This is a genomic window from Pseudoalteromonas sp. SG44-5, from assembly GCF_014164175.1.
GTDB lineage: Bacteria > Pseudomonadota > Gammaproteobacteria > Enterobacterales > Alteromonadaceae > Pseudoalteromonas > Pseudoalteromonas nigrifaciens.
The window spans coordinates 1-14,039 of the sequence record NZ_JACJES010000019.1 but is presented as its reverse complement, the minus strand read 5'-3'; the positions used below and the strand labels follow the sequence as shown (position 1 = coordinate 14,039).

General features: G+C 39.2%; 7 protein-coding genes. All 7 read right to left on the bottom strand.

Annotated features, from left to right (window positions below; translation table 11 throughout):
* Positions 1-82 precede the first annotated feature (82 nt).
* Positions 83-1,396 (bottom strand): fumarylacetoacetase, encoded by a 1,314-nt coding sequence (gene fahA / locus H5079_RS14795; protein WP_086998865.1) that lies wholly within the window; start codon positions 1,394-1,396, stop codon positions 83-85.
* Between the two features lie 212 nt (positions 1,397-1,608).
* Positions 1,609-2,655: a 4-hydroxyphenylpyruvate dioxygenase gene (hppD, locus tag H5079_RS14790; protein ID WP_011328825.1), complete on the bottom strand. Its 1,047-nt coding sequence runs from the start codon at positions 2,653-2,655 to the stop codon at positions 1,609-1,611.
* A 319-nt stretch (positions 2,656-2,974) separates the two neighbouring features.
* Positions 2,975-5,707: a metallophosphoesterase gene (locus tag H5079_RS14785; RefSeq protein WP_182684378.1), complete on the bottom strand. Its 2,733-nt coding sequence runs from the start codon at positions 5,705-5,707 to the stop codon at positions 2,975-2,977.
* A 175-nt stretch (positions 5,708-5,882) separates the two neighbouring features.
* On the bottom strand, positions 5,883-7,373 hold the full coding sequence (locus H5079_RS14780; RefSeq protein WP_011328823.1) for a peptide MFS transporter: 1,491 nt from the start codon (positions 7,371-7,373) through the stop codon (positions 5,883-5,885).
* A 256-nt stretch (positions 7,374-7,629) separates the two neighbouring features.
* A complete protein-coding gene (locus tag H5079_RS14775) occupies positions 7,630-11,448 on the bottom strand; it encodes a cellulose biosynthesis protein BcsC (protein WP_182684377.1) in 3,819 nt (1,272 codons plus the stop codon).
* Complete coding sequence (bcsZ, locus tag H5079_RS14770; RefSeq protein ID WP_011328821.1) at positions 11,439-12,569, bottom strand: cellulose synthase complex periplasmic endoglucanase BcsZ; 1,131 nt, start codon at positions 12,567-12,569, stop codon at positions 11,439-11,441. The genes H5079_RS14775 and bcsZ overlap by 10 nt, the downstream gene beginning before the upstream one ends.
* Positions 12,569-14,039: cellulose biosynthesis cyclic di-GMP-binding regulatory protein BcsB (locus H5079_RS14765; protein ID WP_182684376.1), on the bottom strand; the 1,471-nt coding region annotated here is incomplete at its 5' end. The genes H5079_RS14765 and bcsZ, both read right to left, overlap by 1 nt.

The window sequence follows — 14,039 nt, the reverse complement described above, 5'->3', positions numbered from 1 at the left end:
AAAAATTGTAACTATGACTGAATTAATAAAAAAGGACGGCAATAAATGCCATCCTTTTTAGCAAAACAATTTATTCTTTAAATTATTTTGCAGCGAGTACAGTACTCTCCACACAGCCAAAACCAATGCGTGCGTAACCTTCTTTTTCACACCAGCCACGCATAATAACGTTATCGCCGTCTTCTAAAAAGCTACGTTGTTGGCCATTGCTCAGCGTGATTTTTTCTTTACCACCACGAGAAAGCTCAAGTAACGAACCCGCTTCTTCATGGGTTGGGCCAGATTGCGTACCCGAGCCCAGCATATCACCTGGCATAAAGTTACAACCATTCACAGTATGGTGCGTTACCATTTGCGCAACTGTCCAGTATGAGTGCTTAAAGCTTGAGGTTGATACACGCGTTGGTGTATGACCTTCATCACGCATTTGCTGAGTTTGAATTTTTACATCCATTTGAATATCAAACGCGCCTTGTTCACGGTTCGCTTTAGATTCTAAATAATCCAATGGTTGTGGATCGTTTTCATCTCGTGTCCAGCTTGTTCTAAATGGTGCTAGCGCTTCAGTTGTCACTATCCAAGGAGATACCGTTGATGCAAAGTTTTTAGCTAAAAACGGCCCTAACGGCTGATATTCCCACGCTTGTAAATCACGTGCTGACCAATCGTTAAATACACAAAAGCCAAATACATGGTTTTCAGCATTTTCAATCGCTATAGCATCACCTAACGCGTTACCTTTACCTAAGTAAATACCTACTTCTAGTTCATAATCAAGGCGTTTACACGGGCCAAACGATGGTACTTCAGCATCTGGCGCTTTGGTTTGGCCTTTAGGGCGATGAAATTGTTGGCCCGATACACCAATAGATGATGAGCGACCATGATAACCAATAGGTACCCATTTATAGTTAGGTAGTAGTGGGTTGTCTGGGCGAAACAAGCTACCCACAGCAGTTGCATGGTAAATAGAGGTGTAAAAGTCGGTGTAATCACCAATGCGACACGGCAATGCAAACTCAATATCAGCCTGTGCAATAAGCGCTTCGCTTAATTTAGCCTGATGCTCAGAGCCTTCACGCAGCGCTTTAGATAATGCTAAACGCAGTGCTGACCAATATTGCTGCCCAAGGCTCATAAATTCATTTAATGTTGTGTTACTTGCAGCAGCAATGGCTGTTTGCGCATCACCACTAAAAATAGCGAGTTCATTTAGTTTTGCTAAATCGATAACCTGATCGCCAATAGCGACAGCGCCACGAAAAGCTTCGTTGCTATTTTTACGACGAACTTCAGCAAAAGGTAGATTTTGAATAGGGAAGTCGCAATCTGCAACGTTTGCAGAGGCTACCCAGCTTGTTAAATTTATATCATGGGTTTCGTTAATTAAACTCATTACATTTCCTTTGGTTTAGTTGGTCGTGCTAATCAGTATAAATATCAATTTATTAAATAAGCATATAAAGATTAAAAGCATCTATTATTAACAGCTTATATGGTGATGAATAGCACGATTTAAACAGACAGAGTAGAATTGTTACTCAATATCAGCGTAAAACGACAAAAAGCAGCGAGTTACGCTGCTTTTAAAATATAAATGCTAACTACTTATAAAACGCCACGGCGCTCTTGGTCGCGTTCAATTGATTCAAATAGTGCTTGGAAGTTACCTTCACCAAAGCCACCATCGTCAACTCGCTGAATCATTTCAATAAAAATAGGACCAAATAGGTTTTTAGAGAAAATTTGTAGTAAGTAACAGTTTTCACTTTGGCTATCTACTAGAATTTGATGCTCACGAATTTTTTCTTTATCTTCAGCAACCCAAGGTACACGGTCAAAAATAGTATCGTAGTACTCAGGAATAATATCTAAAGTTGCAATAGTCGATTTATCAAGCTTATCAAGTGAGCTTACTAAGTCGTCAGTTAAAAATGCTAAATGCTGTACGCCAGGGCCATTGTATTCACCAAGGTATTCATCGATTTGGTTATTATCGTTGCCTTTACCTTCGTTAATAGGAATAGAGAAAGTGCCACAAGGCGATTTAAGCGCATACGAAATTAACGCTGTTTTTTGGCCTTTAATGTCGAAGTAGCGAACTTCTGTAAAACCAAATACATCTTTATAAAAGTTAGCCCATTTTTCCATGGTGCCTTTATAAACATTATTAGTTAAATGGTCGATGCGAATAAAGCCTTTATCGTCAACCACGTTTTGCTCGGCTAGATCTTCAAAGTCTTGTGCGTAAATAGAGCCTTTTTCGCCAAATTGCTCAATAAAGTAAATTAAGCTGTCGCCAATGCCATAAATTGCAGGGTAAGGTAAATCTTTATTTGCCGAGTCGGTTGCTGGTTTTGCACCGCGCTCTACCGCTGCTTCAAATGCTTTTTGTGCATTCTCTACTCGCCAACCCATAGAACAAATAGCCGGGCCATGATCTTTAGCAAACTGTGCCGAAAAGCCATCACGCTCGTTATTTAATAAAAAATGAATATCGTTTTGATTGTAATAAACAATGTCTTTACCTTTGAATTTTTTTAGCTTTGAAAAGCCAAAGTCGGTAAATACTTTATCCATGTAATCTGCATCAGGTGTCGCATACTCGGTAAATTCGATACCAACTAAACCTAAAGGGTTATTTACTTCACTCATTATCATTACTCCCGCAATTAAGCACTGCGATTATTTGTTGTCGTATTGCTGTAGATGATTAACTAAATTTGTACTTTGGGGAAGGGGGCGTTGTTATTTAGTAAACAGCGCGTGTGTAAATTTTATAGGACGGTTAGCAGTAAGTTACTTTTTTGCTGAGTGCTTTAAATACGCGTATGTATGAAAACGTTTGAATAAGTGCGGCATTTTAAGTTTTAGCTATTGATTTTGTTGTTGTTTATTTTTTATAAAGAGATTTAAGCTAACTTAAATCTCTTTTTTTACGGTAGTAAAAACAAGGTTTTTTGTATTTAATTGTTTACGGTTTGCTATTGTTAAAGAACTTGCTACGTTGCTCTAACCATAAATTAGGTTTTATTGCGGGTGCAAGTTGGTAATGGCGTTCAACACTTTGATTGAGCTCTCGGGTTGTTTGCTTAAAAGTCAGCTTTTGTTGCGCGTTACCCATACTTTTTATTTCACTGCGAGTCATTGCGCGACCAGCATAAAGCAGTGCGTTTAAATAACCCGGTTCGGTTTCGTAGTTATTATCAGTTAATAATAATACGGCTTGATCGAGTGCCCAGCGTTTACCTATTTCACCGTCTCTTTTAACACCCGCAAATTCACCATCAATATACACTTCAAATACGCCATTGCTTGGTGCGGTATAAAATACAAAAGCTATACGGTGCCAGGTATCAGGCTCAGATGTGCCAAAATAACCACTGTCGCTGGTTGATGCACCTAACCCACCAATAGGATTAATAAATATGTCGGCGTCGTTATTCAAATCATTTGTTGCATCGGTTTGAACTAGTGCTCTGTATATTTCTTTTGCTGCAAAAGGCCAATAAATGTCCATCACTAAAGTGTAGTCAGACACCATTCCTTGGTTTGCAAAATCCCCATTTGGCGCGGTATTTAACTCAATCTTTAGCCCTTCGTTAGGAGAGTGATCGGTAAATGCCATTACAGTTGATGCGCCATCAGCTAAATCACTAATATTAAATGCGCTAGTACTAGCAAAGGTGGTCTTTTTAGGACCCCAGCCTTTATTGTCAGGATCGAAGTAACTAAGAATTGATGGGCCTAAGTCGGCTTTAAGCGGATCGCTAACATCATCAAAGTTCCAAATAGTGATATTAGCAATGTCTTGGCAGGCATTGAGTGGCGTATTTGTATCAATATGCAAGCATTGAGTGGTTCTATGACGTGCGTATTGATCCAGAAGCCACCAAGCTTCGGCTATCGGTGCTACATCATTAAAAGTAACCCCATTAAAAAATAAATCAGGATTAAGAGCTACCCCTTTAAAAAGTGCGACACTGTAGTTATTTGATGCTTGAATATTTTCAGGCGCTAGTAAAAACCAATCAGCTTGATTGGCTAACATAGCATTTAAATCATTGCCGCTAACTGTAACTTTATATAAAGAGTTAAAGCCTGGAGTGTTAGATGGCTGCCTTTCTACGTAGTAAGCTTTATGAAAGTCCTCTTGTGTTAGGGTGCCAGGGGTCCAACGTTTTTGCACTAACTCAGGGTTGAGTAAAGCTGCTGAAATAGTGCTGCTTGAGTGCTGAGCGGCTGCAGCGGTTACTGCTGCTAATTGCATTGCATTTAAGTAGTTTTCTGATATTGCAATTTCAGTTTGTGCATCGGGAGCATAACGGCCCATAATTGTGTCGATGGCTTGTTGTGTGGTTGTGTCTCGCTCAGTAATGGTGTCGGTTTTTACTGTTTTGTAGTCAACATTTTTGAGCGTTTTATTACTAGTGTCGAACGTTAAGTTTAAGTCGGTTATGCCCTTAGCGTAAAAGTTAGGTTGAATAACAATAGCGCCATTATCAAGGGTATTAAAGCTCTCACCGCCATGGGTATGACCGCCTAAAATCAAATCAATACCACTCACACTTTGTGCGATTTTAGTATCAAGGCCTTCACCTAAATGACTTAACATCAGCATATAATCTACTTCATCACTGTACTGACTAACAATATTTTGTGCTATTTGTTGCCATTGCCAGCTCATTTTAAATTGTTTGATAAAATCAGGAATAGGGTCATCTTGTAGTGGTCTATCTAGCTCGTTCCACGGGACCGATGTCATACCAAATACGCCGAGTGTAATGCAGCCTACTTGTACTTTAGCAAAACCTACTGCTGCAAAATCTTGTGTTTGTTCGCCTTCGTAGCGTGTATTACTGGCAAGTACAATGGCATTATCATCCTTTGAGAAGCCTAATAATTTTTCAGGCCCCCAAGCATAGTCATGGTTACCTATTACACGAAGGTCGAACTTCATTGCTTTTACGGCTTCATCGGTCGCTAAACCTTGTGATATTTGCTCAGCTACAGTGCCTTTTTCGTAATCATCTCCACCATCGGTAAATAAAGTATAAGGTGATTCGCTCAAAGCCTTTTTATGATATGCCTTAATTCGGCTAAAAAATTGCTCTTGATAACCAAATCGAGCATGTAAGTCGGCAATATGTACAAAGCGAATAGATTGCTCAGTGCTGTTTACATCACAGGTAGGGCCTATACTGGCAGTGCGTTCTTTACGCTGCATTTTTATGGCATATGTGCCTAACTGATTAACTTGAGCTGTAACAAAACCATTTAAAACACGAGAGTTCTCTATAGTTTCCCAAGTTGTAGCGTTTAAACGGGCAATATAAAGTTGGCCGCCTAATGCGTAATCGTCAGGGATTTTTAAGGAAATTGTAAAAGGATTACTTAGTGAAAGCCCTGCGGGAGTTAAGCTATGTAGATTAGAAATAATATTTTGCGTTTGTGGCGTTTCGTCTTGCACAATACTAATATAAGTGAGCTCAGTATCAGAGTTAACACTATTGGCAGGAATTTCAATTTTAAAGTTATCGTTAATAGTGGCAGATAAACCTGCACCAGTAATAAGTAATACGTTAGCTTGGGGAGTGGAAGGGTTATTAGGATTAGGAGTAACTTGATCGCCAGCGCCACCACAAGCAGATAAAAAACTAATGAAAAAAACAACTAAAATTACTTTATATAAAGTGAACAATTGCATCTACCCGCTATCCCTAAAAATCTAATCAGTAATCAATTGGCTATATAATACCAGTTAACAACTAAGCAATAAAAGATTATCAAGAGGAAACTTCCCCATACTGCTATGGGGAAGTAATTAAAAGTTGGGTAATAGGTATTTAATTAACAAATATTTTAATTAAATACTTTAACTATTAGGCTTCCTCGCTTAGTCCCTGTCTTTCCCACACTTTAGATTTAAAGGTCATTAGTACTAAAATAACACCAACACCAATACTAAATAATGCTATTTGTAGGTATAAGTTAGGTATTTCATCAACATTATTTGGATCGAAGTTACCAGCAAGTAATCCTGCAATGATATTACCGATAGAATAAGTTAATACAAATACGCCCATCATTTGGCCTGTGTAGCGACGAGGCGATAACTTACTTACAGCACTTAATGCCACAGGGCTCAAACAAAGCTCACCCACAGTGTGTAAAAAGTAGGTAGTAACAAGCCAGTAAGGTGCTACTTTTAGGCCTTCAGCCGCATAATGCGCTGCCATAAACATTACTAAGAAACCTGTTGCCATTATAATTAAACCAACAGCACATTTTGCACTATAAGATGGTGAAACAAGGCGCTTTGACATATTAATCCAAAGCGCTGCAAAAAATGGTGATAGCGCAATAATAAACAGCGAGTTTAATGACTGAAACCAAGTTGTAGGGATTTCAAAAGTCCCAATAAGACGGTCAGTATAATCACGTGCAAATAAGTTTAATGATGAACCTGCTTGCTCAAAGCCAGACCAAAAACAGGCAGAAGCTATACATACTAAAAACAGTGCCCACATTCTTTGTTTCTCAGCATCGGTTAACTTACCTTTAAAGTAGATAAGACCAAAATAAACAAAGAAAATAATAGTGAATGCAATCGCAGTATAACCTGCAACTACCGTTGGATTAATAATTATAGCGCCAGTCATAGCGGCGGTAGTGATAGCAGCCGCTATAATGATAAATATAGCAATACTGCCCCATGCGCGAGCAGTACCCTTAGGACCTAATGGATTAGCTGGTAGAGCACTATGCTCAGGTAAGTTTTTAAGTGAGCGCTTGTATTGCACTAAGCCAATAGCCATACCAACAGCTGCAGCACCAAACGCCCAGTGCCAACCTAGATTTTCCATAAAGTAACCACAAACGTAATAACCAATTAATGAACCTAAGTTAATACCCATGTAGTAAATAGCATACCCGCCATCACGACGTTCATCAGCATCACTGTATAGTTGTCCAACCATAGCGCTGATATTTGGTTTTAGTAAGCCGGTACCCGTTGCTACAAAAATTAAACCAATAAAAAATGAGTAATCATGTGGAATAGCCAAAATAATGTGGCCACACATAATAATAATACCGCCATACCAAACCGCTTTTTGACCGCCGAATAATCTATCAGCTAGCCAACCACCAGGTAAGCCTAAAAAGTATACTGCGCCTGTGTACAAACCGTAAATAGCAGCAGCTGAAGCAACGGTGAAGGCTAAGCCTTCTTGTTGTAAACTTGCTGTCATGAATAATACGAGCATAGCTCGCATACCGTAATAACTCATTCGTTCCCACATTTCGGTGAAGAACAAGGTTGAAAGTCCTTTAGGGTGGCCAAACCAACCACTATCTGGAGCTGAACTCATATTTACTTCCTAACTTTAAGTATTGTTGTAATGGCCTTATATATTTTTGCTTTAGCTATTTAGCGCCATGTATTACACGCTAAATGCTCGACCATCAGTATTGTTTAATGCAGCTAAGGTAATGGTTTGCCGTTAAGGTAGTAAAGCTGTAGGTAAGAGTCACACCCTTATCCTAGCTACAATTGCGCATTAGTATACATAGACCTTAGTGCGAGGGGAAGTGTTAAGCTTTATGGTTTAAACACAATAAACCTTGTTAAAAGTCAGCATAAGGTATTATAGGTTTGCCTGGGAATGCTAATGTGCCGTAAACAGGATTGAAATAGTAACGTACATAAAGTTGTCCAAAGTTAGGCTCATAAAAGTCAGAGCGGTCAATTGCTAAGTAGCCTCCAAAAAACCAATGCGGGGTTACTCGGTACTCAAAACTGCCTTCTAAGTTATACGAAACACCGGCGCTAGTATCACCCTTAAAAGCAGGAACGACGCCTGTTTCAAGCTGGCTTACGAATGCTTGGGCTTGTAAGTTGAGATCGTTTGGGAAAAAGTCAATCGCGTTCGATTTAGTTTGTGAGTAAGAAATACCGGTTTTAATTCGATAAACAAAATCATCTCCCCAACGTGCGTCATAACTTAATGGTAATGAAATACCTATATAGTTTTGCGGGCTGTAATATCCGCCATGACCATAGGTTTCTTCGCTTAAATTAAACTTATAAGACCAATGCAATAAACTGACACCTGCGGTAAATTCACGCTCTTGGTTACTAATAACGCGATAGTAACTGCCACCCATTAGCCGATAGCGTTGATTGTCTTTTACGTTTTGACCTTTATATAATTGAAAGTCGGCACTTGACCAAAACCCCCAATTACCACCCAAGTCGTGCGATAAATTGGCGGTTAGGCCAGTTGAGCGCACGCCACCCCAAACTTTACCTGAGTATATATCGGTTAAACCAGCATAGGAGAGTACCGAGCTGGTAACAGGGCGTTTTTCAAATTCGAGGCTGTATCCAAAGTCGCCAAAATCGTCTGCGTAGTTTATGCCCCACACTATGTCTTCAATTAAAAAACCAAGTGGGGTAGTACCAATATCAACACGCCAGTTTTCATTTTGCCAACCTATACCAATATCAACGCCACTTTCCTCAGGGCTTACTTCATCTAATGAACAGGTAAAAATACACAATGCACCTTGTCCATAGCGGCTACCTGCAAATTGCTCATCAAATCGTGTTGTTTGTGCGCTTATAGTTGTAGGGTCGACTTTAATAAATCCATGGCCTTGCCAAAGCGGAAAATAAGCTTCCATAGGCATTAAGCTAGCTCCCAGCGTTGCTTCGCTTTGGGTACTTGTTTGACCACTAAAGTTAACCCCAATGGCAATATAAGCTTGGTTTTTATTTTGTTGATTTATTAATTCACGTTTTGCACCATTAATATACCAAGGGTCAGTATCGTTAATACGCGCTAGGCTGCTGTATAGCTGTTCATCATTGAGAGCTTGGTTAGGCGACAGTGTTTGCTGATACCAGGTATTTGCTTGCTCGACATTGTTAAACTTATCGGCAACTTGAGCTCCTAAGTACCGAAGTTCTTGATCGTTTGGCGATTTATCAACTAATTGCTTCGCAAGATACAGCGCATCACCCGCGTAGTTAAACTCATTAAGGGATGCCATTATTTGTCGTTGTAAGTACTCCTCTTGAGATGAACTTTGATTTATAGCCTGTTGCGTAACCTGCTTTGCCTGATAGTCATCACCAAGCTCTCTATAAGCGGTGGCAATAGCCATTAAAGCTTGGGGCTCAAGAGTTTGTTTATTTTTTATTTTTTGCTGATATAAAATAATTGCCGCTTCACGTTGCTCAAGTGCTAAGTTAGCATTTATAAGAGCGGTAGTTATTGCCGGCGTATTTTTATATTTTTGGTCAAGCTGGTTTAGCTTAGCGATTAAATCGCTACCGCTGTAATATTGATTTATATAATTATTATGTAATTGCACATATTGAGTGATTTCGTTTTCAGTTGCGCTCTCTGGCAATGTGTAACTTGTAAACCAGTTATGTGTTTTCTCTTCAATGCCTTGCTCTAAAAGCCATTCACCATAAAGCATATGCCAATATGGGGCGAGAGTTGGCGCGCTTGTTAAAGCTTTATTAAGTGAGTTAAGTGCGTATTGTTGCTCTGCAATTTTATACCAACTACTTGCTAGTTTTGCTTGCATTAAAGGTGTTAAATCTTGCGCTTCTAAACTACTTAAATGGTAAACCGCGACTGCTTTATTGTTAGTATTTAAGAGTTGCTCGCTTTGATTAAGCGACTCATTAATATGTAACTGTTGTTCGAGCACTAAAATATCGGCATCTCTATCTTTAACCGGAATATACTTTAACGTCGCTTGTGCACCTTTATAGTCATCTATAGAGCGCAGAAAAAGTGCATGGCTATAACGCAGTGAAGAGTTAAGTGGAAATTGCCATAACACATTGTTAAATAAAGATCGGGCTTGCTGAGTTAAACCTTGTTGCTGATAAATTAAAGCAAGATCATAGTATAACCAGGGTTGTTGAGGAGTTAACTCAATGGCATATTCTAAGGTTTTTCTAGCGGTGTTTAATTCGCCAGCATCATAAAATCGAGTCGCTTTTTCTCTTAGTTGCTTGCTAACAGCGGCCGCGTAAGCTGACTTTACTTGCTGTTTTTGCAAAGAACTAAGGTTATTATAAAAAGCATTTAACGCTTTTTCACTTTGCTCAAGTTCGGCTATTTTAAGTAAGCTTAATAATGCACTTGAGTTAAGCGGTTCATTTTTTAAAACACTTTGATAAAAAGTAGCAGCTTGAGAGTACTGCCCTTGAGCAAATAAAAGCTCGCCCTTATAAAATAAAATGGTGTTAGGGTTTTCTTGTAATGCAGCTGCTAAATTTAGTTTGAGTGCTGCCGTTCTGAACTCTGCGTTATTTATGGCTTCTTTAGTCTGGCGAATATACAGCCAAAAATTGGCAGTTTTGGCTAAGCCTTTGAGTATTTCACGCTCATTAAACTCTGAGGTGTATTTTAATGCGCGAGTAAAGTAGTTATCTGCTTTTTGATGCTCACCTGAGCGTAAGTAGAGCACACCTAAACTACGCATAACTTGAGAATCAGCTGGGCGGCCTTTTAACGCTCGTAATAAAAGAGGTTCAGCGGCATTTAACTTATTGTTTTCAAGTAGTTCATCACCTTTTTGCCAAAGTTGATAAGCAGGATCACCTAGCAAGGCTTGACGAGCGCTAAACTTCTTTTTGAAATCTTGATATTGTAATTCCCCTTTACTGCTAAAGGGATACACAAGAAAGTAACGCTGATACTGTTGCTCAGTACTACTCTCAATAGGCATAAATGCCAATGTTCTTAGCCAAGCATCCTCAATTTGGTTGCTAAAACGTCCAGTTACGCCATATTTACTAAAAACATCAGTCGCATGTTTATCGAGCGCAGAGCGTTTAAACAGGTGCGTCGCATAAGCTATTTCGATTAGGGCTACATCAGGGTATTGCTCTATTAAGCGCAAATAGCCTTTATTAACCTGCTGCCATTGGGCACTGTCTTGTGCATACCAGTTTAAATGTTCAAGCTCATAACTAAGCTCGGGGTAGGCTGTATCAAAAAGGGTGTTATAAATTTGCCGGGCTTGAACATATTGGCCAGCTCTTGCTAGTAATTTTGCTTGTTGTACTAATGGTTTGTCGGTTGTTTCAATACGGGCAATAACTCGAAGTTGCTCAATACATGGGTGTTGTTTTGCTGCGCCATTATCAAGCTGGTTTAGTAATAAGGTTGCTTCATTAGTTGCGCCGGTAGCAAAGTAATTACGTGCTAAAGCACATTGGGTTTCAATGCGCAGTGGGGCTATAGCAACGAGCTTACGTAAGCTATCTTCAACGAGCTTTTTATTTTCTTGCCCTTTGCCAATATTTATCTGCTTTAATAGCCATGCGACAGACTGAGTGTCTATATCGTCGACTGTTTTAGCACTTAACGTTGAGCACGCTACTAAGGCATAAACTAAGCTAAACCTTAACGACATTCATCGCTCCAGTTAGGTTGCAGCGTCCCGTCTGCTAAAATTGCAAAGCGTTTATCTAAGGTACTGCTACCAAATAAATTTAATACACTATCGTAATAACGCGATTTGCTAAATGATTTATCAACCATTAACTTTTGTTGAATCGACATTGTTACAGCGTCATTGTCATTATTTGCTGTTGCTAGTAAAGGCAGTAATGCGGCATTAAAGCCAACAGGTCCTCTTTTATCTGAGTTCCCCGTTTGTGCATAGGTATTTAAAGGCACATAACCACGCTTATTTATCGTTTTAATGAAAGGAGCAAACTGCGTAACTAATTGCTTTTTGTAAGGTGCATCCTCTGCCATCATACTTGCCCACAAATAGACTCTAATTGCATTATAGCTTCCCAAGTCGGTTACTTTTTTATCAAAGTAAAAGCCCTTGTTAGTATCAAACATAATCCAATCAGGGCTAACACCTTGCTTACTTGTTTCAAGAATTAGGTTGGCAGAACCGTCATGCAGCTCTTGCCATGGTGAATGAGGATAAAGTTTGCTAAATTGCTGATAAATAAACAGCGGCGAATAGCTTGGATTTAATTTATAGCGCTTGTTATCAAACTCAAAGCCGCTAGGTGCGGGTAATAAAGATAAACCAAGTCCTTTAATATACGCTGTTTCTTCGCGCATTATACGCTGTGCGAGCACAGCTGCTAAAATACGGTAACGGCGGTCATCCCAAAGTATAGCTGCTTGCGATAAGCTATAAGCAATCCATAAATCAGAGTCAGATGCTGGGTTTGAGTCAAGAATATTACCTACGTTGTTTTTATTAACTCCCCATAGCCATGCAGGTAGGCGAGTACTTAAATCGCCTTCGGCTAAATGCTCTTCAGTCCAGTTTAATACTTTATCAAAAGCGGTTTTATCATTGGCAATTAGCGCAAAAAATAGCGCATAGGATTGCCCTTCAGAAGTGGTAATATTTTGCTCGCTGCCTAAGTCGATTATTCGGCCATCATCACTCATAAAGTGTGTTTTAAACGTTTGCCATTGCTGCCAAGGCGCACATTGTTGTGCGTGGCTTAAAGGAGTAAATAAAATCAGCATAATAAATGCTTTAGTTATAAATAATTTCATTATTTATCTCCTTCAGCTAAACGTTTGTAGGTAAGGGCCTGTAGTAAGCGCCAAATTATAAATGAAATAAGTAACAGGGTTAAAATAGATAAAAAAGCTAGCCAAAATGGATGATCAGATAAATGAAACCAAATTAAAGTATACACAGGTACATACCCCACAAAATACGTATCATCTGCCTTAACAGAGCTCACGCCTTGGCTAGTAATAACGGCAGCGCTGCCTTTAATTTGCGATAACCATTGCGACTCGTTAAATGCAGTATCTAGTAGTGTGTACGCTTTATTAGTACTGGCGGTTAACGACACGATTGAGCGCTCAGAGTCAAATGGCGATTGAAACCCTGCAATAACGGCTAAGTCTCCGCTACTAACTAAGCTTACCTGTACATCTTCTGTTGTATCAGCATCATAGGCGCCATTATAAAAAGCTTGCTTTATAATTCTGTGGTTATTTTTTAAAAGCTTACTGGTGGGCGCGTTCTCATCAATGTCACTCACCGCTGTATTTGCGGCGGTAATAATCATAATATCTTTGTCATCATAATTACTATTATCGTCACTGACTGATTGTATTTCTAAACGGTGTCCAGGGTAGCCTGTGATAGCACCAAAGCGACCGGTTAAATTGAGTAGTAAAGTGATTGCTTCAGGTGTTGGATTATCATCTAAAATAACCAAGGTTTGATGTAAGTCGGCATATTTAGTAAATGGGAAACCGCTATTAGCAAATACATTTAAATCGGGTAGGGCAATGTAATGATGAAACCCACTAACATCAATATTTGAATTACCATCTATTACGCCATACTCCCCTCCTGCAGGTACAACAGAGCATTCTCCCTTTTTAAGTACACCAAAGCGAAAGTCAAAGTTAAGCTCATTTCTAATTGCTAAGTTAATCCCATTTAAGGAAAAATCTTCTGCGTTTTTTGTGGTATCTGTATTACCAATTAAAGGCATAATTGTTTTGGTTTTACTTAGTAATGAATCATTTTTACTGAGTAAAAAACCACTAATAAACTCTTGATTAATTAGCATGTTTAGGCGTGAGTCAAGCATGCTGCTCTCAGGCGTATTTCTATATTGCAGCGTAATTGGGATGCCTTTTTCGCGCCAAGTAAATAAATCGGGTGCAAGGCGTACGTTTAATTTTACCGGGCCATTATTTAAGCCCTGAGCTTGTAATTGTTTTGGGTAGTCAATTAACTCATCAAAATGTACGGGGCGATCGCCTCTTAACCAGCGAGGAGCATCATATGCTTCTCTTAGCGGGAGCTGATTAATAGCCTCTATACTAGCGGTGCGACCAGTCATCAGTTTATGACCAAATGCTAAACCCGTTACTGCAGTTTTTAAATCAGCAGTGTCTTTGCCCACTATAAGTAACATTTTTTTATAGCGATGGAGTGGGTTAGAAATAATTTCAATTGTTGGTTTATCAACATCAGGGTAGTCACGTAAAAAATCA

Bases quoted from the DNA above. Each gene is read 5' to 3' on its own strand.
- hppD (WP_011328825.1), bottom strand. From the start codon at position 2,655: ATGAGTGAAGTAAATAACCCTTTAGGTTTAGTTGGTATCGAATTTACC.
- H5079_RS14785 (WP_182684378.1), bottom strand. From the start codon at position 5,707: ATGCAATTGTTCACTTTATATAAAGTAATTTTAGTTGTTTTTTTCATT.
- bcsZ (WP_011328821.1), bottom strand. From the start codon at position 12,569: ATGAAATTATTTATAACTAAAGCATTTATTATGCTGATTTTATTTACT.
- H5079_RS14775 (WP_182684377.1), bottom strand. From the start codon at position 11,448: ATGTCGTTAAGGTTTAGCTTAGTTTATGCCTTAGTAGCGTGCTCAACG.
- H5079_RS14780 (WP_011328823.1), bottom strand. From the start codon at position 7,373: ATGAGTTCAGCTCCAGATAGTGGTTGGTTTGGCCACCCTAAAGGACTT.
- fahA (WP_086998865.1), bottom strand. From the start codon at position 1,396: ATGAGTTTAATTAACGAAACCCATGATATAAATTTAACAAGCTGGGTA.